General features: G+C 73.0%; 21 protein-coding genes. 16 read left to right on the forward strand and 5 right to left on the reverse strand.

The window, feature by feature from the left end; all coding sequences use genetic code 11:
- The first annotated feature begins 26 nt into the window (after positions 1–26).
- The 8 genes from recG to mutM all read left to right on the forward strand — a co-directional run bounded on the left by recG (position 27) and on the right by mutM (position 7,623).
- On the forward strand, positions 27–2,258 hold the full coding sequence (gene recG, locus IF23_RS0124820; RefSeq protein ID WP_030287332.1) for an ATP-dependent DNA helicase RecG: 2,232 nt from the start codon (positions 27–29) through the stop codon (positions 2,256–2,258).
- Positions 2,259–2,420: 162 nt separating this feature from the next.
- The gene (rsmD, locus tag IF23_RS0124825; protein WP_030287334.1) at positions 2,421–3,020 is read left to right on the forward strand and encodes a 16S rRNA (guanine(966)-N(2))-methyltransferase RsmD; all 600 of its coding nucleotides are present in this window, start codon (positions 2,421–2,423) and stop codon (positions 3,018–3,020) included.
- The gene (gene coaD, locus IF23_RS0124830; RefSeq protein ID WP_030287336.1) at positions 3,017–3,526 is read left to right on the forward strand and encodes a pantetheine-phosphate adenylyltransferase; all 510 of its coding nucleotides are present in this window, start codon (positions 3,017–3,019) and stop codon (positions 3,524–3,526) included. The genes rsmD and coaD overlap by 4 nt, the downstream gene beginning before the upstream one ends.
- Positions 3,527–3,657: 131 nt before the next feature.
- Positions 3,658–4,731, forward strand: a complete 1,074-nt coding sequence (locus IF23_RS0124835; RefSeq protein ID WP_030287338.1) for a hypothetical protein — start codon at positions 3,658–3,660, stop codon at positions 4,729–4,731.
- Between the two features lie 206 nt (positions 4,732–4,937).
- Entirely contained in the window at positions 4,938–5,546 is a 609-nt protein-coding gene (locus IF23_RS0124840) for a YceD family protein (RefSeq protein WP_245655098.1), read from the forward strand.
- 2 nt (positions 5,547–5,548) lie between these two features.
- Positions 5,549–5,722: a 50S ribosomal protein L32 gene (rpmF, locus tag IF23_RS0124845; protein ID WP_030287342.1), complete on the forward strand. Its 174-nt coding sequence runs from the start codon at positions 5,549–5,551 to the stop codon at positions 5,720–5,722.
- A 7-nt stretch (positions 5,723–5,729) separates the two neighbouring features.
- On the forward strand, positions 5,730–6,584 hold the full coding sequence (gene rnc, locus IF23_RS0124850; RefSeq protein ID WP_051739875.1) for a ribonuclease III: 855 nt from the start codon (positions 5,730–5,732) through the stop codon (positions 6,582–6,584).
- A gap of 88 nt (positions 6,585–6,672) precedes the next feature.
- Positions 6,673–7,623, forward strand: coding sequence for a bifunctional DNA-formamidopyrimidine glycosylase/DNA-(apurinic or apyrimidinic site) lyase (gene mutM / locus IF23_RS0124855; RefSeq protein WP_030287346.1), 951 nt, complete (start codon positions 6,673–6,675; stop codon positions 7,621–7,623).
- Positions 7,624–7,647: 24 nt separating this feature from the next.
- Here the strand turns inward: mutM and IF23_RS0124860 are convergent, their stop codons facing one another.
- Positions 7,648–7,845, reverse strand: coding sequence for a hypothetical protein (locus tag IF23_RS0124860; protein ID WP_030287348.1), 198 nt, complete (start codon positions 7,843–7,845; stop codon positions 7,648–7,650).
- A 207-nt stretch (positions 7,846–8,052) separates the two neighbouring features.
- Between IF23_RS0124860 and IF23_RS0124865 the strand changes: the two genes are divergently transcribed.
- Together IF23_RS0124865 and IF23_RS0124870 are read left to right on the forward strand one after the other, a co-directional pair.
- On the forward strand, positions 8,053–8,826 hold the full coding sequence (locus tag IF23_RS0124865; protein ID WP_078654232.1) for a MerR family transcriptional regulator: 774 nt from the start codon (positions 8,053–8,055) through the stop codon (positions 8,824–8,826).
- On the forward strand, positions 8,823–9,335 hold the full coding sequence (locus tag IF23_RS0124870; protein WP_030287352.1) for a hypothetical protein: 513 nt from the start codon (positions 8,823–8,825) through the stop codon (positions 9,333–9,335). Before IF23_RS0124865 ends, IF23_RS0124870 begins: the two co-directional genes overlap by 4 nt.
- 24 nt (positions 9,336–9,359) lie before the next feature.
- Here the strand turns inward: IF23_RS0124870 and IF23_RS0124875 are convergent, their stop codons facing one another.
- Complete coding sequence (locus tag IF23_RS0124875) at positions 9,360–10,247, reverse strand: CAP domain-containing protein (protein WP_078654233.1); 888 nt, start codon at positions 10,245–10,247, stop codon at positions 9,360–9,362.
- Positions 10,248–10,382: 135 nt separating this feature from the next.
- On the opposite strand from IF23_RS0124875, the gene IF23_RS0124880 reads away from it, so the two are divergent.
- The 4 genes from IF23_RS0124880 to IF23_RS0124895 all read left to right on the forward strand — a co-directional run bounded on the left by IF23_RS0124880 (position 10,383) and on the right by IF23_RS0124895 (position 16,831).
- Positions 10,383–10,664 (forward strand): acylphosphatase, encoded by a 282-nt coding sequence (locus IF23_RS0124880; protein ID WP_030287356.1) that lies wholly within the window; start codon positions 10,383–10,385, stop codon positions 10,662–10,664.
- 381 nt (positions 10,665–11,045) lie between these two features.
- Positions 11,046–11,243: a hypothetical protein gene (locus IF23_RS0124885; RefSeq protein ID WP_030287366.1), complete on the forward strand. Its 198-nt coding sequence runs from the start codon at positions 11,046–11,048 to the stop codon at positions 11,241–11,243.
- Between the two features lie 281 nt (positions 11,244–11,524).
- The gene (locus IF23_RS0124890) at positions 11,525–15,205 is read left to right on the forward strand and encodes a chromosome segregation SMC family protein (RefSeq protein WP_030287369.1); all 3,681 of its coding nucleotides are present in this window, start codon (positions 11,525–11,527) and stop codon (positions 15,203–15,205) included.
- Positions 15,206–15,412: 207 nt separating this feature from the next.
- Positions 15,413–16,831, forward strand: coding sequence for a sugar porter family MFS transporter (locus IF23_RS0124895; RefSeq protein ID WP_030287371.1), 1,419 nt, complete (start codon positions 15,413–15,415; stop codon positions 16,829–16,831).
- 147 nt (positions 16,832–16,978) lie between these two features.
- Here IF23_RS0124895 and IF23_RS0124900 read toward each other — a convergent pair whose 3' ends face one another.
- Entirely contained in the window at positions 16,979–18,004 is a 1,026-nt protein-coding gene (locus IF23_RS0124900; protein WP_051739876.1) for a helix-turn-helix domain-containing protein, read from the reverse strand.
- Positions 18,005–18,075: 71 nt separating this feature from the next.
- Between IF23_RS0124900 and IF23_RS0124905 the strand changes: the two genes are divergently transcribed.
- Positions 18,076–18,489, forward strand: a complete 414-nt coding sequence (locus tag IF23_RS0124905; RefSeq protein WP_078654234.1) for a cupin domain-containing protein — start codon at positions 18,076–18,078, stop codon at positions 18,487–18,489.
- Positions 18,490–18,538: 49 nt separating this feature from the next.
- On the opposite strand, the gene IF23_RS0124910 is transcribed toward IF23_RS0124905, so the two are convergent.
- Positions 18,539–19,522, reverse strand: coding sequence for an LLM class flavin-dependent oxidoreductase (locus IF23_RS0124910; protein ID WP_030287376.1), 984 nt, complete (start codon positions 19,520–19,522; stop codon positions 18,539–18,541).
- 267 nt (positions 19,523–19,789) lie between these two features.
- Positions 19,790–21,262, reverse strand: a complete 1,473-nt coding sequence (locus IF23_RS0124915) for a purine-cytosine permease family protein (protein ID WP_030287378.1) — start codon at positions 21,260–21,262, stop codon at positions 19,790–19,792.
- A 378-nt stretch (positions 21,263–21,640) separates the two neighbouring features.
- On the opposite strand from IF23_RS0124915, the gene ftsY reads away from it, so the two are divergent.
- Complete coding sequence (gene ftsY, locus IF23_RS0124920) at positions 21,641–22,894, forward strand: signal recognition particle-docking protein FtsY (protein WP_030287380.1); 1,254 nt, start codon at positions 21,641–21,643, stop codon at positions 22,892–22,894.
- The last annotated feature ends 40 nt before the right edge of the window (positions 22,895–22,934 follow it).

Raw genomic sequence — 22,934 nt, forward strand, 5'->3', positions numbered from 1 at the left:
CCCCGTTGTCGGTGGCATGGTGTGCAATGGGTTCCGTGGCCGCGCTCGACGAACCTCTGAAGAAGACCCTCGGTGGCACCACCGCGAAGGTGCTCGCCGACCACCTCGGCCTGCACACGGTCGGGGATCTCCTCCACCACTACCCGCGCCGGTACGCCGAGCGCGGTGAGCTGACCCGCCTCGCCGACCTCCCGCTCGACGAACACGTCACCGTCGTCGCGCAGGTCGCCGACGCCCGCGTCCTGCGCTTCAACGGCGGCCGCGGCCAGCGCCTGGAGGTCACCCTCACCGACGGCGGCGGCCGCCTCCAACTGGTCTTCTTCGGCAAGGGCATCCACAAGCCGCAGAAGGACCTGGTGCCCGGCCGCCGCGCGATGTTCGCTGGCAAGGTCTCCGTCTTCAACCGCAAGCTCCAGCTCGCCCACCCCGAATACGCCCTCCTCGACCAGGAGTCCGGCAGCGAGGCGGTCGACGCGTTCGCCGGTGCGCTGATGCCGATCTACCCGGCCTGCCAGCAGATGGCGTCCTGGAAGCTCGCCAAGGCCGTCGACGCCGTGCTGCCGCACGCCCGGGACGCCGTCGACCCGCTGCCGGAGGCGCTGCGCTCCGGCCGGGGGCTGGTGGAGCTGCCCGACGCCCTGGAGAAGATCCACCGCCCGCGCACCAAGGCCGACATCGCCGACGCCCGCGCCCGGCTGAAGTGGGACGAGGCGTTCGTCCTCCAGGTGGCGCTGGCCCGCCGCCGCTTCGCCGAGACCCAACTCCCCGCCGTGCCCCGGCCGTCGACCGAGGGCGGCATCCTCGACGCGTTCGACGCCGGGCTGCCGTTCACCCTCACCGAGGGCCAGCGCAAGGTCAGCGAGGAGATCTTCACCGACCTCGCCACCGACCACCCCATGCACCGCCTCCTCCAGGGCGAGGTCGGCTCCGGCAAGACGATGGTGGCGCTGCGCGCCATGCTCACCGTCGTCGACGGCGGGGGACAGGCGGCGATGCTCGCCCCCACAGAGGTCCTCGCCCAGCAGCACCACCGCTCCATCACGGAGATGATGGGGGAGCTGGCCGAGGGCGGGATGTTGGGCGGGGCCGAGCACGGCACCAAGGTCGTGCTGCTCACCGGCTCCATGGGCGCCGCCGCCCGCCGCCAGGCGCTCCTCGACCTCGTCACCGGCGAGGCGGGCATCGTCATCGGCACCCACGCCCTGATCGAGGACAAGGTCCACTTCCACGACCTCGGGCTGGTCGTCGTCGACGAACAGCACCGCTTCGGCGTGGAGCAGCGCGACGCGCTGCGCGGCAAGGGCCACTCCGGGGGCGAGAAGCGCACCCCGCACCTCCTGGTGATGACCGCCACCCCCATCCCGCGCACCGTCGCCATGACCGTCTTCGGCGACCTGGAGACCTCCGTCCTCGACCAGCTCCCCGCCGGACGCTCACCCATCGCCACCCATGTCGTCCCCGCCAAGGACAAGCCGCACTTCCTCGCCCGCGCCTGGGAGCGGGTCCGCGAGGAGGTCGCCGCGGGCCACCAGGGCTACGTCGTCTGCCCCAGGATCGGTGACGAGGAGGACGCCCCCGGCACGGCCAAGGGCCGCAAGGGCGGCGACGAGGACGGCCCGTCGCCGGAGGACACCGAGGAGAAGCGGCCGCCGCTCGCCGTGGTCGACCTCGTCCGGCAGCTCACCGCCGGGCCGCTGGCCGGGCTGCGGGTGGCCGCGCTGCACGGCCGGATGGCGCCCGAGGACAAGGACGCCGTCATGCGCCGCTTCGCCGCCGGTGAGCTGGACGTCCTGGTCGCCACCACCGTCATCGAGGTCGGCGTCAACGTCCCCAACGCCACCGCCATGGTGATCATGGACGCCGACCGCTTCGGCGTCTCCCAGCTCCACCAGCTGCGCGGCCGGGTCGGCCGTGGCTCCGCCCCCGGGCTCTGCCTGCTGGTCAGCGAGATGCCCGAGGCCAGCCCCGCCCGCGCCCGCCTCGCCGCCGTCGCCGCCACCCTCGACGGCTTCGAGCTCTCCCGTATCGACCTCGAACAGCGCCGCGAGGGCGACGTCCTCGGCCAGGCCCAGTCCGGCGTCCGCTCCTCGCTGCGGATGCTCGCCGTCATCGAGGACGAGGAGGTCATCGCCGCCGCCCGCGAGGAGGCCACCGCCGTCGTCACCGCCGACCCGGCCCTCGACGCCTACCCCGAACTGCGCACCGCCCTGGCGGCCCTGCTGGACGACGAGCGCGAGGAGTACCTGGACAAGGGGTGACGCCCGGCCCGGCCGACGCGCCCCACGTGAGAAGCCTCACCCGCCCCGCCCGCCCCGTCGGCCACCGTGCGCCGCCCCGCACCCGGCCGGAATATCGTGGAGGCCGCGGCGCCGCCCCCGGCCGCCGTCCCCACCGACCCCGCACCACGTAAGGACGGGCCCATGACCCGCGTGATCGCCGGTACGGCCGGCGGCCGCCGCCTGGCCGTACCCCCCGGCAACGGCACCCGCCCGACCTCCGACCGCGCACGCGAGGGCCTCTTCTCCACCTGGGAGTCGCTGGACGGCCCGATGACCGGCGCCCGGGTTCTCGACCTCTACGCGGGCTCCGGCGCGGTCGGCCTGGAGGCGCTCTCCCGCGGCGCCGCCCACGTCCTGCTCGTCGAGGCCGACGCCCGCGCCGCCCGCACCGTGCGCGAGAACGTCGGGGCCGTCGGCCTGCCCGGCGCCGAGGTCCGCACCGCCCGCGCCGAACAGGTCGCCGCCGGGGCCGCTCCCGGCGACCCGTACGACGTCCTCTTCCTCGACCCGCCGTACGCCGTCACCGACGACGAGCTGCGGGAGATCCTGCTCACACTCCGCCGTGCGGGCTGGTGCGCGCCGGACGCACTCGTCACGGTGGAGCGGAGCACCCGAGGCGGCGTGTTCTCCTGGCCGGACGGATTCGCGGCGATCAAGGCCCGACGCTACGGCGAGGGGACGCTTTGGTACGGTCGCGCCGCTTCCACGTCCCCCGACGAGACGTCGGAACGCGTGTCATGAACGCACCGGAGAGCGAGGAACCAGAGTTGCGCCGCGCCGTCTGTCCGGGGTCCTTCGACCCCATCACCAATGGGCACCTGGACATCATCGCCCGTGCCTCCAAGCTGTACGACGTCGTCCACGTCGCCGTGATGATCAACCAGTCCAAGCAGGGGCTGTTCACGGTCGACGAGCGCATCGACCTGATCCGCCGCGCCACCGCCGAGTACGGCAACGTCGAGGTCGAGGCGTTCCACGGCCTGCTCGTCGACTTCTGCAAGCAGCGCGACATCCCCGCGATCGTCAAGGGTCTGCGCGCCGTCAGCGACTTCGACTACGAACTCCAGATGGCCCAGATGAACAACGGACTCTCCGGCGTGGAGACGCTGTTCGTCCCCACCAACCCCACCTACAGCTTCCTCTCCTCCAGTCTCGTCAAGGAGGTGGCGGCCTGGGGCGGCGACGTCAGCCACCTCGTCCCGCCGTTCGTCCTGGAGGCACTGACCGAACGGCTGCGGGAGCGCTGAGCGGCACCCCGGCGCACCCGCCGGGCGTCACCACCCGCTGACGCCCCGTCAGCAGGTGTCGGGGCGGGGCCCGGTGGCCGTACAGTCGTGGCGTTCCTGGTTCCATCCCTTCAGAGAGTGGCGAGTCCAACGTGGACGTGCAGAAGAAGCTCGACGAGATCGTCGACAACATCGGCAGCGCCCGTTCCGTGCCCATGTCGGCGTCCTGCGTGGTCAACCGGGCCGAACTGCTCGCCATGCTGGAGGAGGTGCGCGCGGCGCTGCCCGATTCGCTGGCGCAGGCGCAGGAGCTGCTCGGCGGGCGCGAGCGGATGGTCGAGGAGGCCCGCGCCGAGGCGGAGCGGATCATCGATTCCGCCCACGCCCACCGCGGTTCGCTGGTCTCCGACACCGAGGTCGCCCGCCGGTCGCAGGACGAGGCGGGCCGCATCCTCTCCGAGGCCCGCCGCGAGGCCGAGGAGATCCGCGCCGAGGCCGATGACTACGTCGACAGCAAGCTCGCCAACTTCGAGGTCGTCCTCACCAAGACCATCGGCTCCGTCGACCGTGGCCGCGAGAAGCTGCTCGGCCGCGGCCCCGGCCTCGACGACCAGGGCTACGCCGACGCCGACGCCCCCGAGCGCAGCACCGACCCGGCGACGCTCACCGAGCGGGCCGACGCCTACGTCGACGCCAAGTTCGGCGCCTTCCAGGCGGTGCTGACCAAGACCCTCGAAGCGGTCGGCCGCGGCCGCGACAAGCTCCAGGGCGCCCGCGCCATCGACGAGCTGGGCGCCCACCTCGCCGCCCAGGGCGACGAGCGGGCCGGTGGCCACCAGGCCGACGCGGAGTACCTCGCCGGTCTCGCCGACATCGCCCCCCAGCAGCCCGCCGCCCCGGCCCCGCAGCCGCTCGCCGCCGCCGCGGAGGCCCCCCAGTACGCCCAGCCCGGCCACTACCCCGACCAGGGTTACGCGGCGGGTCAGGACGGCTACGCCTACGGGCAGCAGCAGTACGCCCAGCCGCAGGACCCGTACGGCTACGGCTGGCAGCAGCAGGCCGCCCCGCAGGTCCCGCAGCAGGGCTACGACCCGCAGGCGGGCTATGTGCCCCAGCAGGCGCCCCCGCAGTCCCCGCAGCCCGGCGCCCTGGAGGAGACCAGTCTCTTCGACACCGGCATGATCAACATGGACCAGATCCGGCAGTACGAGGAGGGGCGCCCCTAGGGGCCTCGTCCGGAGCGGCCCGGATTGGGCCTATCCGGGCCCGTCCAGTATCCTGGCTGTTCGGTCGCGTGTACGTCCGCGATCCCGGCTGCCCGTTTCCGCATCCGCCCGCTTCCGAGCCGGTGGCCCGGAAGCCGGAGCACCGGACCCCCGGTACAGAAAGCAGGAAAGCCATCAACGCCCGCCTCGACCACCGTTCCCCGCTCGTGTTCGACACGCGCGAGCTGGGCCGTCGTCCCGGCGCGCTCCAGCGGCTCTCCCGCACCGTCGAGGCCCCCCGGGACCTCGGCAACGAGGTGATCGGTGTGCCCGAGGGCACCCCCGTCGCGCTCGACCTCCGCCTGGAATCGGTCATGGACGGGGTGCTTGTCACAGGTACCGCCCGTGCAACCGTGAAGGGGGAGTGCGTAAGGTGTCTGGAGCCGCTGGAGCGCGAGCTCGTAGCGGACTTCCAGGAGATGTTCGCCTACCCCGACGCCGATGCCCGGACCCGCACCGCGGAATCCGGCGACGACGCCGAGGACGAGGAGGACACACTCTTCGTCGAGGACGACCTGTTCGACCTCGAACCCGTGCTGCGGGACGCGGTGGTGCTCGCACTGCCGCTGCAGCCGGTGTGCCGGGAAGACTGCCCGGGTCTGTGTTCCGATTGCGGAGCACGGCTCGCGGACGACCCGGACCACCACCACGACGCCGTCGACATCCGTTGGGCGGCACTGCAGGGACTCGTCGGGACCAACCAGGACGACGAGAAGGACAAGTTGAGCGGCGACGCGCCTCGATCAGCGCACGTCGACGAGAAGCAGGAGAAGTAGCCGTGGCTGTTCCGAAGCGGAAGATGTCGCGCAGCAACACGCGCCACCGCCGGTCGCAGTGGAAGGCTGCGGTCCCCACCCTGGTGGCGTGCGAGCGCTGCCACGAGCCGAAGCAGCAGCACATCGCGTGCCAGAGCTGCGGCACCTACAACAAGCGCCAGGTCCTCGAGGTCTGAGCGGCTGGTGACAGGCACTGTGTCTAGCCCCAAGAAGGCGCAAGACGCCCGCCCCTCGGCCCGCACCCGCGGCGAGGAGCAGGCACCGGCGGACACGGCCTCGTCCCACACGATTCTGGAAGGGCGGCTCGGGTACCACCTTGAGTCCGCCCTTCTGGTACGTGCGCTGACGCACCGTTCCTACGCGTACGAGAACGGCGGTCTGCCCACCAACGAACGGCTGGAGTTCCTCGGGGACTCCGTGCTGGGCCTGGTGGTCACGGACACGCTGTACCGCATCCACCCCGATCTCCCGGAAGGCCAGCTGGCCAAGCTCCGGGCCGCGGTGGTCAACTCGCGCGCGCTCGCCGAGGTGGGCCGCGGCCTCGACCTCGGCGCCTTCATCCGCCTCGGACGGGGCGAAGAAGGCACGGGCGGCCGGGACAAGGCGTCCATCCTCGCCGACACCCTCGAAGCGGTGATCGGCGCGGTCTATCTCGACCAGGGCCTCGACGCGGCCGGGGAGCTGGTACACCGGCTCTTCGACCCGCTCATCGAGAAGTCCTCCAGCCTCGGCGCCGGCCTGGACTGGAAGACGAGTCTCCAGGAACTCACCGCGACCGAAGGTCTCGGCGTCCCGGAGTACCTGGTCACCGAGGCCGGACCGGATCACGAGAAGACGTTCACGGCTGCCGCCCGCGTCGGTGGTGTCTCGTACGGCACCGGCACCGGCCGCAGCAAGAAGGAAGCCGAGCAGCAGGCGGCGGAATCCGCATGGCGTGCCATCCGCGCCGCGGCGGACGAGCGCGCCGAGGACGGGCAGGGCGGTTCCACCGCCGACCCGGCCGCGGCTTCCGGCGACTCCTCGACGCCGGCCCGCTGAACCACCCCTTCTGACCCCGCCGGGCGACACCGCCCGACGGGGTCAGAAGTCTTTTCCCCGCCCTGCCGAACCCGTGAGGAGAGCCGCGGTGCCCGAACTGCCCGAGGTCGAGGTCGTACGCCGAGGACTGGAGCGCTGGGTCAGCGGCCGGACCATCGACTCGGTCGAGGTGCTGCACCCGAGGGCGATCCGCCGCCACACCGCGGGCGCGGCCGACTTCGCCGCCCGGCTGACCGGGCTCCGTATCGAGGCGGCGCGCCGCCGCGGCAAGTACCTCTGGCTGCCGGTGTCCGGCGGTGGCCCCGCCGCGCAGACCGCGGCCGAGGGCCTCGCGCCGCAGATCACCACCGATGTCACCCACGGCCTCGCGGTCCTCGCCCACCTCGGGATGAGCGGTCAGCTGCTGGTGCAGCCGCAGGACGCGCCGGACGAGAAGCATCTGCGGATCCGGGTCCGCTTCGACGACTCGGTGGCCGCGCCGCCCGAGGACGCCGCCGGGACCGAGCTGCGCTTCGTCGACCAGCGGACCTTCGGCGGTCTCTCGCTGCACGACACGGTGCCGGGCGACGCGGACCAGCTCCCGGACGCCATCGCGCACATCGCCCGCGACCCGCTCGACGCGGCTTTCGACGACGCCGCCTTCCACGACGCGCTGCGCCGCCGCCGCACCACCGTCAAGCGCGCCCTGCTCGACCAGTCGCTGATCAGCGGCGTCGGCAACATCTACGCCGACGAGGCGCTGTGGCGCTCGCGCCTGCACTACGAGCGCCCCACCGCCGGTCTCACCCGCCCGCGCACCGCCGAACTCCTCGGCCACGTACGGGAGGTGATGTCCGCCGCCCTCGCCGTCGGCGGCACCAGCTTCGACAGCCTCTACGTCAATGTGAACGGCGAGTCCGGCTACTTCGAGCGGTCCCTCGACGCGTACGGGCGGGAGGACGAGCCGTGCCGCCGGTGCGGCACCCCGATCCGCCGCCGTCCCTGGATGAACCGCTCCAGCTACTTCTGCCCGCGCTGCCAGCGGCCGCCGCGGCCCTGACCGGGCGCCGCCCGCGGGCCGCGGTCACGCCGTGGGCTCCCCGGTGAGGTGCCAGCGGCCGACCTCGCGGTACTCCGAGTCGTACACGGGCGAGCCGTCGCCGGGCGCCATCGCGTAGTGGTGCAGATTGCCGCCCCAGTAGCGCAGGATGCGGCCCAGCTCGCCCGCCGGGTCCTGCGCGATCTTCCCCTCGTCCACCTCGACCTCGAGTACGAACTTCATGCCGTGGCCCTCCCTCGGATCCGGGGCGTCCAGCCGCCCGGTCTCCAGTCTTCCATTCAAGTGCGAACAGGGATTTCGACGGCGTCCGCGCAGGTCGGCGAGGGAAATGGGCGGGAAAATCTCAACCGGGGACGAGGCCCTGCCGCGGCGGTCGGACGGCCCGTAGGCTGACCGCGTCGGACGGGTGGGGCGGCGGGGGAGGGCGGTATGGCGGACCGGTTGCGGGCCGGGGAGCTGGCGCGGGCGGCGGGGCTCTCCGTGCAGCAGCTGCGCAGCTATCTGGAGACCGGGGTGCTGCCGCCGGCGGAGCGCAGCGCGGGCGGCCACCGCCGGTTCACCACCGTGCACGCCGAGGCGCTGACCACCGCCCGGGCGCTCGCCGCCGGACACGGCTGGGCCACCACCCGCACCGTGATGCGCGCCGTCCACGACGGTGACGAGGAGACCGCACTGGCCGCGCTCGACGCGAGCCATGCCCGGCTGGACCGGGAGCGGGGGGAGCTGACCGCGGTGCACGACGCCCTCGGCACGGTGCTCGCCGCCGAGCCGCCCGCGTCCGCGCGGCGCCCGCTGCTGATCGGCGACGCCGCCCGCGCCGTGGGCGTCCGCCCGCCGGTGCTGCGGCTCTGGGAGCGCCACGGTCTGCTGCACCCGGAGCGCGAACCGGCCACCGGCTACCGCCGCTACCCCGCCGCCGAGGTGCACCTCGCGCATGTCACCGCGCTGCTGCGGCGCGGCGGCCATCCGCTCGCCGCCATCGCCGCCGTCCTGCGCGAACTGCGGACGACCGGCAGTCCCGACCGCCTCCGCGCGGAGCTGGCCCGCCGCCGCGCGGCGCTGCACCGGGCGTCCCGCGACCGCCTCGCCGCCGCGGCGGCCCTCCACACGTATCTGCTGCGGCGGGCGGAACGGGATCCGGACGACGGTACGGAAGGAAGCGGGGGACGGATGGATGACGCGGGCACGGAGCCGCGGGGATGAGCGCCGTCATCGCCGCCATGATCACCGCCGTGGTGGGTGTCCTGGGCACACTCTTCGCCCCGCTGGTCACCCACCACATCACCCGGCGGCAGCGCGCCGAGGAGGCGGAACAGGAAACGGCGCGCTGCTCCCTGGAGGAGCGCCGCGCCGCGTACACCGCGCTCAACCGCGCCTCCCGGCAGTTCCACACCCTCCTCAAGGACGCGCTGCACCGCCTGCGCGACGGGGTCTACGGTGCGCACGAACGCGAGCAGACGGAGGAGGCGCGGCTGGAGTACCGCGACCGTGACGCCGAGGCGCAGATGATCGTCCCCGAGGCGGTGCTGGTCGCCTCGCGCGACGTCAACCGGGTCCTGACGCGCGCCGACGCCGTCGTCGAACGCCTCGACCGGGGCCGTGCCGACGACGGTGAGAGCGCGGACGGCGCCCTTCTGGACCTGAAGGCGGCGCAGCCCGCGCTCGGTGTGCTGAGCGCGGTGATGCGGCGCGATCTCGGGGTGGTGGACTGACGGGGACGGGCCCGGCGGCTGCTGTCAGAAGCCGAAGTCCTGCGTCCACCAGGGGCCGCCCGGTCCGCGGTGGATGCCGACGCCGAGGGTGCGGTACTCGCAGTTGAGGATGTTGGCGCGGTGGCCGGGGCTGTTCATCCACGCCTCCATGACGGCCTTGGCATCCGCCTGACCGCGGGCGATGTTCTCGCCGCCGAGGTCGGAGATGCCCGCGACCCGGGCGCGGTCCCAGGGGCCCTTGCCGTCCGGGTCGGTGTGGTCGAAGAAGCCGCGCGCGGCCATGTCGTCGCTGAACGCGGTGGCCAGCGAGGCCAGTTGGGCGTCGGCCTTGACCGGCGAGCACCCGGCCTTGGCGCGCTCGTCGTTGACCAGCGACAGCACCTGGGCCTCGGCCGACGTCCCGGAGTCCACCGAGCGCTGCGGCCGGGTGGTGGTCTTCGGCGCCGTGGAGGGCGAGCTGCCGCCGCCGTGCCCGGAACCGGCCTCGGGCGACGCCGGGCGGTGGTGCTTCTTCGGGGACGGCGAGGTGGACGGGGACGCCGCGGAGGTCGGCCGGTCGGTGCCGGTGACCGTGCCGCGGGTGCTGCCACGGGTGACGCCGCCCGACGCCCGGTCCGTCGGCGTGGCCGATTCGCCACCCTGCGGAGAGGCGTCCGGCAGGGAGTTGGCCCGCACCGGCTGCCCGGCCTCCTCGCCCATGACGTACCGGTCGCCGCCGCCAGGGAAGAGCCCCGAGGCGACCGCGACGGTGCCCATCGCCACCGCGGCGGACGCGCCGATCAGCCCCGTGCGCACCGGCACCGCGCGCCGGGCACGGCGGCTCCGTCGGGGGCCCTCGCCGTGAGGGGCGTCGGTGGGCGGGGTGCCCACCGGTCCGGTGGCAGGGGGAACAGCGCGTCTGTGGCGGCCCATCCGCTGGCGTCCTTCCGTCCTCAGCATCGAGAAATTCACCCGAAAGGGTGAGCTGGATTGCCGGGTGACTGTACGCCATGACCTGCCGGACCGCCGATGTGCTCACCGGCCGATCGGCCGGATACCGTGCACGCCATGAACGAAGAAGTCCGCATGACGGCATGGGTGCGCGGCCGGGTACAGGGCGTCGGATTCCGCTGGTTCACCCGCGCCAACGCCCTGCGGATCGGCGAGCTGGTCGGCTTCGCGCTCAATCTGGACGACGGACGCGTCCAGGTCGTCGCCGAGGGCCCGAAGGACCGCTGCGAGGAATTGCTGGAATGGCTGCGCGCCGGTGACACGCCCGGGCGCGTAGACGGTGTGACTGAGATATGGGACACCCCGCGCGGGGGTTACGAGGGCTTCGCGACGCGTTGACGGACGGCGGGATACCGGCCCGCGGCGGCCTCAGGGATGATCTTCAGAACATGCTCCGGAGTCCGGTCTTCGGGATATTTGGCCTGGTGGTTGCCAACTCGGCCGTCCCGTGCAAGGCTGCCGCTGTACGGATGATCTCCACGCCCCCGCGGGACCTTTCTGGAGAATCGGCGCCCGGCCCGTGCGGCCGCGCCGTCTCGGGTGCCCGGTGATACGGGGCGTGATCGTGTTGACCGTCAAAACATTTGGTGAGACTCTGGAATCCCCGCGCACCTTAGCTGTTTGGCATTGAGAACCCCGCAAATGACAAGCACCGCGGGTGCGGAATCCCTCACGACCCAACCGCTTCGGTCGGTCACTCATTGTGGAGGACCATCCATCATGGCAAAGGCGCTTCTCGGTTACGTCGGCGGCTCCGACCCCCGAGTCCTCTCCGAGATGCGACGGCTTCAGCAGCGCGTGCAGGACCTGGAATCCGAACTGATCCGGATGCAGGCCGAAAACGACATGCTGTCCGCTGCCGCACGTCACGACGGTTCGATGCTCGACGTACCCCAGGCGGAGCCCGCGCTCACCTGACCCCCGCCTCAAGGGCCGGTACGGCGTATGCCACCTGCTTGAGGAACTGCCATCAGCATGATCCGCGCCACGCGAGATCTGCAAAAGGGACGCTTCGGCGTCCCTTCGTCATGTCCGCCCTCCCCGCCCCGGGGCGCCGACTCCGTCCGGCGCTTACCGCATGATGTGCCCTGCGCCACACACCGCGAAACCGAAAGAGCACGCGAGGCGGCGGCGCGGGCCCGGCCGGGCCCCGGGATGTCGTCCGGGGCGCCCGGAATCGGCCGGTAAAGTCGCACGGCGTGCACCTCAAGAGTCTGACCCTGCGAGGCTTCAAGTCCTTCGCCTCCGCCACGACGCTCCGCTTCGAACCGGGTATCACCTGCGTCGTCGGACCCAACGGATCCGGCAAGTCCAACGTCGTGGACGCGCTGTCCTGGGTGATGGGTGAGCAGGGTGCCAAGTCGCTGCGCGGCGGCAAGATGGAGGACGTCATCTTCGCCGGGACGACCGGGCGGCCGCCGCTCGGCCGGGCCGAGGTGTCGCTGACCATCGACAACTCCGACGGCGCGCTGCCCATCGAGTACGCCGAGGTCACCCTCACCCGGACGATGTTCCGCAACGGCGGCAGCGAGTACCAGATCAACGGCGACACCTGCCGACTGCTCGACATACAGGAACTCCTCAGCGACTCCGGCATCGGCCGGGAGATGCACGTCATCGTCGGGCAGGGGCAGCTCGACGGGGTGCTGCACGCCGACCCGATGGGGCGCCGGGCCTTCATCGAGGAGGCCGCGGGGGTGCTCAAGCACCGCAAGCGCAAGGAGAAGGCGGTCCGCAAGCTGGACGCCATGCAGGCGAACCTCGCCCGCGTCCAGGACCTCACCGACGAGCTGCGCCGCCAGCTCAAACCGCTCGGTCGGCAGGCGGCGGTCGCCCGGCGCGCCGCCGTCATCCAGGCCGATCTGCGCGACGCCCGGCTGCGGCTGCTCGCCGACGACCTCGTCACGCTGCGCCGTGCGCTGCACGCCGAGATCGCCGACGAGGCGGCACTCAAGCAGCGCAAGGAGGCCGCCGAGCAACGGCTGCGGGACGCCCGGCAGCAGGAGGCGGAGCTGGAGGAGCGGCTGCGGACGCTGACGCCGCGGGTGCAGCGGGCCCAGCAGAACTGGTACGAGCTGTCGCGGTTCGCCGAGCGGGTGCGTGGCACCGTCTCGCTCGCCGAGGCGCGGGTGCGCAGCGCCCGGCAGGCACCGCCGGACGAGCGGCGCGGCCGCGAGCCGGAGGACATGGAGCGGGAGGCCGCCCGCATCCGGGAGCAGGAGGCGGAGCTGACCGCCGCGGTGGAGGCGGCGACCCGGGCGCTGGAGGACACCGTCGAGCACCGTGCCGCGCTGGAGCGGGAGTTGGCCGACGAGGAGCGGCGGCTGCGCGATGTGGCGCGGGCCCTCGCCGACCGGCGCGAGGGGCTGGCGCGGCTCAGCGGGCAGGTCAGCGCCGCCCGCGGCCGGGCCGCCTCCGCACAGGCCGAGATCGGGCGGCTCGCCGCCTCCCGCGACGGTGCCCGGCAGCGTGCGCGGGAGGCCCAGGAGGAGTACGAGCGGCGCGCGGCGGAGGCCGGTGCGCTGGAGGCGACGCGCGCCGAGGACGCCGAACGGGACGAGGCCGCCCGGCAGGAACTCGCCGCCGCGGACGCCGCGCTGGAGTCCGTACGGGAGGCGCTGACCGTCGCGGAGCGCAGCCGCGCCGCGACCTCGGCGCGGCATGACGCGCTCGCCTCCGGGCTGCGGCGCAAGGACGGCAGCGGGGCGCTCCTGGCCGCGGCCGAGGAGCTGACCGGTCTGCTCGGTCCGGCCGCCGAACTGCTCACCGTCGCACCCGGCCACGAGGTGGCCGTCGCCGCCGCGCTCGGGGTCGCCGCCGACGCGCTGGCGGTCAGCGGTCCGGCGGCCGCCGCCGACGCGATCCGGCTGCTGCGCAAGCAGGACGCGGGCCGCGCGGCGATGCTGCTGGCCGCGCCCGGGGAGACGGTGTCCGCGGTGGCCGGTCCCGCCGTGCCCGCGCCCGGGGCGCCCGGCGACGCCGCGGCGCCGTCCGGCGTACGGGTACCGGCGCCCGCGCGGGAGGCCGGTACGGAGCCGGGGACGGCGGGCGCCCCGCTGCTGCCCGGCCCCCGGGAACACGGGCCGCGGGCCGCGGAACTCGTCGACGGGCCGCCGGAGTTGACCGCGGCCGTACGGCGGCTGCTGCGGGACGTGGTGGTCGTCGCGACGCTGGAGGACGCCGAGGAGCTGATCGCGGCGCGGCCGGAGTTGACGGCCGTCACCGGTGAGGGTGATGTACTCGGCGGGCACTTCGCGCACGGCGGGTCGGCCGGGGCGCCGAGTCTGCTGGAGGTGCAGGCCGCCGTGGACGAGGCGGCAGCCGAGCTGGCCGCACTGGACGAGCGCTGCACGGTGCTCGCCGAGGAGCGGCACGGGGCCGCCGCACGGCGCACCGCGGCCGCCGCGCACGTCGCGGAGGTGGACGCCCGGCGGCGTACCGCGGAGCGCGAGCAGTCGCAGGTCGCCGGGGACCTCGGGCGCCTCGCCGGGCAGGCGCGGGCCGCCGCGGGGGAGGCCGAACGGGCCGCCGCCGCGACGGCGAAGGCCGAGGAGGCCCTGGCCCGCGCCACCGAGGAGGCCGAGGAGCTGGCCGAACGGCTGGCGGTCGCCGAGGAGGAACCGGCCGAGGAGGAGCCGGACACCTCGGTACGCGACCGGCTGGCCGCCGACGGCGCCAACGCCCGTCAGACCGAGATGGAGGCCCGGCTCCAGACGCGTACCCACGAGGAGCGGGTCAAGGCGCTCGCCGGGCGGGCCGACGCGCTGGACCGGGGGGCGCGGGCGGAGCGTGAGGCGCGGGCGCGCGCGGAGCGGCGGCGTGCCCGGCTGCGGCACGAGGCGGCGGTCGCCACCGCGGTCGTCTCGGGTGCCCGGCAGTTGCTGGCGCACGTCGAGGTCTCGCTGGTCCGGGCCGAGGAGGAGCGGGCGGTGGCGCAGCGGGCCACCGCCGGGAGCGAGGAGGCGCTGGCCGCCGCGCGGGAGCAGGGCCGTGCGCTCGCCTCGGAGCTGGACAAGCTGACCGACTCGGTGCACCGGGGCGAGGTGCTGGGTGCGGAGAAGCGGCTGCGGATCGAGCAGCTGGAGTCGCGCGCCCTGGAGGAACTGGGCGTGGAACCGGCCGCGCTGGTCGCGGAGTACGGGCCGGAGCAGTCCGTGCCGCCGTCGCCGCCCGCGGAGGGCGAGCGGCTGCCGGACGATCCGGAGGATCCGCGGAACCGGCCGGTGGCGTACGTCCGCGCCGAGCAGGAGAAGCGGCTCAAGGCGGCCGAGCGGGCGTATCAGCAGCTCGGGAAGGTGAACCCGCTGGCCCTGGAGGAGTTCGCCGCACTGGAGGAACGGCACCAGTTCCTGAGCGAGCAGCTTGAAGACTTGAAGAAGACCCGGGCCGATCTGCTCCAGGTGGTCAAGGACGTCGACAAGCGCGTGGAGCAGGTCTTCACCGAGGCGTTCCACGACACGGCGCGGGAGTTCGAGGGCGTCTTCGGGCGGCTCTTCCCGGGTGGCGAGGGGCGGCTGGTGCTCACCGATCCGGACCACATGCTGACCACCGGGGTGGACGTGGAGGCCCGTCCGCCGGGCAAGAAGGTCAAGCGGCTCTCGCTGCTGTCCGGCGGCGAACGGTCGCTGACCGCGGTGGCGCTGCTGGTCTCGATCTTCAAGGCGCGCCCCAGCCCGTTCTACGTGATGGACGAGGTCGAGGCGGCGCTGGACGACACCAACCTGCAGCGGCTGATCGGGATCATGGAGGAGCTGCAGGAGAGCAGCCAGCTGATCGTGATCACGCACCAGAAGCGCACGATGGAGGTCGCCGACGCGCTCTACGGCGTCTCGATGCAGGGCGACGGCGTCTCGAAGGTCATCAGCCAGCGGCTGCGCTGAGTCCGCCAGTTTCGTTCATCACTTGAATCCACATCTCCCAACGGTGCGGGCCCGTCTTTTCATCTCGCCCTATTGACTTAGAAACTTGAACGAATAGTCTCTGCAACGTCGCTTTTACCTTCACGTGGTGGCTGCCCTCGACGTATGCGCCACTGGAAGTGCCAGCCCCCTACGCCCGGCAGCGCAGCCGGGCCACTGGAGTACACGTTGACCAGCACCGCGCAGCCGGCGGTACCGGAAGGCCGTAAGGCCCAGCCGGACCATCTCGGCCATGTCATCTTCATCACCGCGGCTGCCGCGATGGGCGGCTTCCTCTTCGGCTACGACAGTTCCGTCATCAACGGTGCCGTCGAGGCGATCCGCAGCCGGTACGACGTGGGGTCCGCCGTGCTGGCCCAGGTCATCGCCATCGCGTTGATCGGCTGCGCGATCGGCGCTGCCACCGCGGGCCGGATCGCCGACCGGATCGGCCGCATCCGCGTGATGCAGATCTCCGCGGCGCTCTTCACCGTCAGCGCCGTCGGCTCCGCGCTGCCGTTCGCCCTCTGGGACCTCGCCATGTGGCGGGTGTTCGGCGGTATCGCGATCGGTATGGCGTCGGTCATCGGCCCGGCGTACATCGCCGAGGTCTCGCCGCCCGCGTACCGGGGGCGCCTCGGCTCGTTCCAGCAGGCCGCGATCGTCGTCGGCATCGCCATCTCCCAGCTCGTCAACTGGGGCATCCTCAACCTCGCCGACGGCAACCAGCGCGGTCGGCTCGCCGGGCTGGAGGCCTGGCAGTGGATGCTCGGTGTGATGGTGATCCCGGCGCTCCTGTACGGCCTGCTGTCGTTCGTCATCCCGGAGTCGCCGCGCTTCCTGATCTCCGTCGGCAGGATCACCAAGGCGAAGCAGGTGCTCGCCGACGTCGAGGGGCAGGGCGTCGACCTCGACACACGGGTCGAGGAGATCCAGGAGGCGATGCGCCGGGAGCACCGGTCGACGTTCAAGGATCTGCTGGGTGGCCGGGGCGGCTTCCTGCCGATCGTGTGGGTCGGCATCGGGCTGTCGGTCTTCCAGCAGCTCGTCGGCATCAACGTCGCGTTCTACTACTCGTCGACGCTGTGGCAGTCCGTGGGCATCAACCCCGAGAGCTCGTTCTTCTACAGCTTCACCACGTCGATCATCAACATCATCGGCACCGTCATCGCGATGATCTTCGTGGACCGGATCGGCCGCCGTCCGCTGGCTCTCATCGGCTCCGCCGGTATGGCTGTGGCGCTCGCCCTGGAGGCGTGGGCCTTCTCCGCCAAGACCGCCGCCGGGACGCTGCCGACGACGCAGGGCACCGTCGCCCTCATCGCGGCCCACTGCTTCGTGCTCTTCTTCGCCCTCTCCTGGGGCGTGGTGGTCTGGGTCTTCCTCGGCGAGATGTTCCCCAACCGCATCCGCGCCGCGGCGCTCGGCGTCGCCGCCTCCGCCCAGTGGATCGCGAACTGGGCCATCACGGCGAGCTTCCCGAGCCTGTCCGACTGGAACCTCTCCGGTACGTACGTGATCTACATGATCTTCGCCCTGCTCTCGATCCCCTTCGTGCTGAAGTTCGTGAAGGAGACCAAGGGCAAGGCGTTGGAGGAGATGGGCTAACCCCCCCGCCAGTCCGTCCCCTCGGAAGTCGACACCGCCCCGGCTCATACGGAGAGCCGGGGCGGTGCCGTGTACGGGGACGGGGCGCGGGGACGGGGCGGCGGTCGGCGCGCCGCCCCGTGCGGCCCGCCCCGTGCGCCGACGCGGTCAGGAGGCGCCGTCGTGCCCCGTGGGCGTGGCGGAGCGGTGGCGGAAGGTGCTGCGGTAGGCGGCGGGCGTGGTGCCCAGCGCATGGTGGAACCGGCGCCGCAGATTGGTCGCGGACGACAGACCGACGCGGACGGCCACCGCCTCGACCGGCAGATCGGTCTCCTCCAGCAGCGTCCGCGCCGCGGAGATCCGCTGGGTCAGCAGCCACTGCCCGGGGCTGACCCCCACCTGATCGGTGAAGCGGCGCGCCAGCGTCCGCGGCGAGACCCGCAGCCGCGCCGCCATCTCCGCCACCGACACCCGCGTCCCCAGCCGACCGGAGACCCAGTCCAGCAGCGGCGCCACCGACGGCTCCGTCCGGCGCGGCACCGCGTCCCCGGTGAACTGCGGCTGACCGCCCTCGCGGTGCGGCGGCACCCCCATGTCCCGGCCGACGCGCGCCGCGTACCCGGCGCCGTGGTCGGCGCGGACCAGATGCAGACAGAGGTCGATCCCGGCCGCCGCCCCGGCGCTCGTCGCCACGTCGCCGTGGTCGATGTAGAGCACCGTGGCGTCCATCCGCACCCGCGGGAAGCGGGCCGCGAAATGCGCCGCGCGCCGCCAGTGGGTCGTCGCCCGCCGCCCGTCGAGCAGCCCGGCGGCGGCCAGGGCGTACGCGCCCGAGCAGAGCCCCACCATGCGGGCGCCGCGGGCGTGGGCCCCGCGCAGCGCCCCGCGGATCTCCTCGGGCAGCGGCGCCTCGGGCACCCAGCCGGGGACGACGACGGTGTCGGCGCCGTCCAGCGCGGACAGCCCCGCCGTGGCGTGCAGCGGGTACCCGGCCGTCGTCGCCACGGGGCCGGGGCGCAGCGCGCAGATCCGGAAGTCGTAGTACGGCGGAAAACCGGGCCGCCGGGTACCGAAGACCTCGGCGGCGCAGCCCAGTTCGAACGTCGGCTGCGGGGCGTGCACCAGCGCCACGACCTGATGAAGCGCCCCGTCCCCGTCCGGTCGTACGGCGGTCCGGGACGACGATTCGATCATGGCAGGAAAGTACCCGGTGGGGTCGCTTCTGGTACTGGGAACGGCACCCGCAGGCCCGACAAGCTGTCCCCATGAACGTGAACACGCAGGTCGACGAAGGACAGGACGCGGCGCCCGTGGGCACAGCCGCCGGAGCGGTGGCGGGGGCGCACCCCGGGGGCGTGGGCGGCACACCCGGCTACCTCGTCAGCACCGTGGCCGACGCCGAGGCCCAGGAAGTCACCACCGGTATCACCGCCCGGCCGCTGTGGGCCGGGGAGAACGGCGCGAAGGCGATGGTCGTGGAGTTCACCCCGGGCAGCTGCTGGGACGGCATCGACGTCCACGAGCCCGGTCCCGAGGAGGTCTACGTGGTCTCCGGCACCTTCCACGACGGCGACCGCGCCCACCCCGCGGGGACCTTCATCCACGCCCCCGCCGGGTCCTGGCACGTACCGCAGTCCGCGGAGGGCTGCACACTGTTCGTCTTCTACCCGGAGGGCTGACGGGCGAGGGGCGGGGCGCCCCGTGCGGCGCCCCGCCCCGTACGCCCGCTCACTCCAGCCTCGGCAGCACCTCGTCCGTGAAGAGGTGGAGGGAGCGCCAGCCCTCGTCGACCGGCATGCCGCCGCACAGCGGGTGGAGGATCAGCGAACCCGGCGCGTCCGGCCCCTGGGCCAGCCGCAGGCACTCCTGCGGGGTGACGATGCGGTAGACGCCCTCCGCGCGCAGCTCCGCCACGTCCCGGGCGGCCGAGCGCACCGCCGAGCGGAGGCCCGCGGGCTGCCAGGAGGCATAGGTACGGGCCTCGTACAGCAGATGCGGCCCGTACCGCTCCCAGGCCCGGTCCGGGTCCTCGGAGAGGTGCAGCAGACAGGTGTGGGCGTCGGGTTGCTGCACCCAGCCCTCGGTGCCGTACGCGGCGCACCGCTCGTGGTAGTACGCCACCAGCTCCGGCAGATGGGCGGAGGGGAACAGCGGCAGCCCCAGCCGGGCGGCGCGCCGGGCCGCGGCGCGCGAACCGCCGCCGACCAGCAGCGGCGGATGCGGCCGGGTGTACGGGCGCGGCGTCACGTGCACGGTGCGGCCCCGGTACCGGAACGGCTCGCCGCGCCAGGCGGTGAGCAGCGTCTCCAGCACCTCGTCCTGGAGGGCGCCGCGCCCCGCCCAGTCCTTGTCGAACGCGGCGTACTCCTGGGGCCGGTAGCCGAGCCCGGCGACGGTGATCAGCCGACCGCCGCCGAGCAGGTCGAGCACGGCGAGGTCCTCGGCCAGCCGGAGCGGGTCGTGCAACGGCGTGAGCAGCGCGGAGAGCGTGACCGCGATCCGCCGGGTGGCGCCGAGCAGCGCCCCGGCGAAGACCAGCGGGGCGGGCATCCAGCCGTCGCCGGTGGTGTGGTGCTCCTCGGTCTGCACGGTGGTCACGCCCCGTGCGTCGGCGTGGGCGGCCATCTCCAGCGCCGCCCGGTAGCGGGCGGCACCGGAGTCGGCGGGGTCGGGATCGACGAGGTTCAGGCGCAGAACGGTGACGGGCGGCATGGCGGCGTCCCCTTCGCCGGGTGGTGGGCGAAGGGGACGCTAGCTGACGGGGCGTCAGAATTCCAGGGCGCGTGGCGGGCCGGTGCACGGGGCATGGCGCGCGCCGCACGGGGTCGCAGGTCGCGCCATGGGGGCCAGGGCCAGCACGAGGCGCGGGGCAGGGTCCGGCATGAGGCGCGGGCCAGGGTCCGGCATGGGGCGCGGGCGCGGGGCCCCGCACAAGCCCCCGGGTGCGGGGCCGACCACCGGCCCCGCACCCCGTCTCCGTCAGCTCTCCCGGAGCGGGGTCCGCCCGTCGGTGGTCTGCCCGTCCGGCGCCGGGACGTTCTCCCGCGGGCGGGGCAGTACCGCGAAGAGGACGGCGGCGAGGAGGATGGTGGCCGCCCAGCCCAGACCGTTACGGCCGATCCAGGTGGTGGCCAGCGGGCCGGTGAACCACTGCACCTTCGTGAAGCACAGCCCCGCCGCCAGCGCCACCGCCCAGGCGGTCATGGCCTGCCAGCAGAAGCCGCCGACGTACCAGTAGCGGCTGCTGCGTCCGATGGTCATCAGGCCGTCGGCGTCGTAGCGGACGGCCAGGGTGCGGCGCCGGGCCATGTCCACCGCGTAGACGCCGATCCAGGCGGAGAAGGAGACCGCCAGCAGCGTCAGGAAGGTGATGAACTGCCCGATGAAGTCCTTGGCCACCAGCATCATGAACAACCCGCCGACCAGGCTGATGACGGCGTTGATGCTCACCGCCAGGGCGCGCGGCAGCTTGACGCCCATGGTCTGCGCGGTGAACCCGGCGGAGTACATCGACAGGCTGTTGATCAGCACCATCCCGACCAGCGCGGTGATCAGGTACGGCACCGCCAGCCAGGTCGGCAGGATGGTGCCGAGGAACGACATCGGGTCGGTGTTCTGCCCGGCCAGCTTCGGGTTGGACACCGCCATCACGCCGCCCATCAGCACCATCGGCACCAGCACCAGGGCGGCACCGGACACCGTGGCGCCGACGATCTTGCGGCCCGACGCGGAGTGCGGGAGATAGCGCGCGAAGTCCGGGCCGGTCGGCACCCAGCTGATGCCGCCCGCGGCGATGGTGCCGATGCCCGCGATCACCATCGCGGTGGTGCCCGCCTTCTTCGCGAAGATCGCCTGCCAGTCCATGGTGGCGATCAGATACACCAGCACCATCACGGTGAACGCGCCGAAGAGGTACGTGGAGTACCGGTTGCAGACGTTGAGCGCCTTCCGCCCCATGCCGCTCACCAGATACGTACAGGCGACGAAGGCGAGCAGGGTGATGACGATCAGCAGGTTGTTGGCGCGGACGCCGAACAGCAGCCGCAACACCGTCAGCACCGCGTACGCGCCGGTGACGGCGTTGATCGTCTCCCAGCCGAAGCGGGCCACCCACAGGATCGCGCCCGGGAAGTAGTTGCCGCGGACGCCGAACGCCGCCCGGGAGAGCATCGCACCCGGCGCGCCGCCCCACTTCCCGGAGACCGACAACACCCCGACCATGCCGAACGCCACCGCCGCGGCGATGGCGGCGACCAGCAGGACCTGCCAGAAGTTCAGTCCGTTGTTGACCACCAGCGCGGCGCCCATGGTCAGCAGGAGCACGCTGATGTTGGCGGCGACCCAGGTGGGGAAGAGTTCGCGGACGCGCCCGTGGCGTTCGCTGTCGGGGACGGGCTCGATGCCTCGGGTCTCGACGGCGCCCTCGGCGTCGGGGGTGGACGTGGTGCCCATGGTGCAGGTGTCTCCGTGCGCGGTTCTGGAGCGTTCCCGGACAGCCGGGAGACGCGAGGCAGCGGCTGTGGTGCCCGGCCAGGTTCGGTCGCCAGGACTCTACGCGCGTTGCGCAGCCGTCCACCATCGTACTTTGATCCAAGTTCGTGCCGTACGTCCTGTTGGACCCCTCCATGAAACCGCAGCTCCACGCCGTCTGAGGAACGCCCCAACCGCTTCCCGCCACCCTGCTGACCAGCGATTTCCGGCCAGCCTCGGAAAAGGGGACGCGCGCCCCGCGCACCGGGGCGCGGGGCGGGGGCGCGAGGGGCGCACGGCGGTCACGGGATCGGCGCGTGCGGCCCCCGGGGACGGCAGGTGGCTGATACTGGGAGGGTTATGGAAATCGTCATCCTTGCTGTAGTCATCGCCGTGGTCGTGCTCGGCGCGATCAGCGGGCTCGTCGTCAGCGGCCGTAAGAAGAAGCAGCTGCCGCCGTCCCCGCCGGCCGCCCCCGTCACGCCCTCCGCCCCCGTCACGCCCTCCGTCACCGCGCCGCCCGCAGAACCGCAGGTCGGTGAGGAAGCCGAGGCCCCGAGCGACGAATCCCGTCGCACCATCGAAGACACCCCGCTACCCGTCGCCGAGGCCCCCGAGGCCGAGGCACCGGTCGCCGAGCCGGCGGCGCCGCCCGCCCCGGAGATCGAGGTCCCCGAGCCGACCGCAGGCCGCCTGGTGCGGCTGCGCGCCCGGCTCTCCCGGTCGCAGAACTCCCTCGGCAAGGGCCTGCTGACCCTCCTGTCCCGCGAACACCTCGACGAGGACACCTGGGAGGAGATCGAGGAGACCCTGCTCACCGCCGACGTCGGCGTCGCCCCCACCCAGGAACTGGTCGAGCGGCTGCGGGAGCGGGTCAAGGTCCTCGGCACCCGCACCCCCGCAGACCTGCGCACCCTGCTCCGTGAGGAGCTGCTCGCCCTCATCGGCACCGACACCGACCGCTCCGTGCACACCGCCAACGGCGTCGGCAACGGCGGCGACGAGATCCCCGGCGTCGTCATGGTCGTCGGCGTCAACGGCACCGGTAAGACCACCACCACCGGCAAGCTCGCCCGGGTGCTGGTCGCCGACGGCAAGTCCGTCGTCCTCGGCGCCGCCGACACCTTCCGCGCCGCCGCCGCCGACCAGCTCCAGACCTGGGGCGAGCGGGTCGGCGCCCGCACCGTGCGCGGCCCCGAGGGCGGCGACCCCGCCTCCATCGCCTTCGACGCCGTCAAGGAGGGCATCGCCGAATCCGCCGACGTCGTCCTCATCGACACCGCCGGTCGGCTGCACACCAAGACCGGCCTCATGGACGAGCTGGGCAAGGTCAAGCGGGTCGTCGAGAAGCACGGCCCGCTCGGCGAGGTGCTGCTCGTCCTCGACGCCACCACCGGTCAGAACGGCCTGGTGCAGGCGCGGGTCTTCGCCGAGGTCGTGGACATCACCGGCGTGGTCCTCACCAAGCTCGACGGCACCGCCAAGGGCGGCATCATCGTCGCCGTCCAGCGGGAGCTGGGCGTCCCGGTCAAGCTCGTCGGCCTCGGTGAGGGCGCCGACGACCTCGCGCCGTTCGAGCCCGAGGCGTTCGTCGACGCGCTGATCGGCGACTGACCTCCCCGCCACCGGCGACACACGGCCCCCGGCACCCGCT

The sequence above is a fragment of the Streptomyces catenulae genome (genome assembly GCF_000718015.1).
GTDB classification, from domain to species: Bacteria; Actinomycetota; Actinomycetes; order Streptomycetales; family Streptomycetaceae; genus Streptomyces; species Streptomyces catenulae.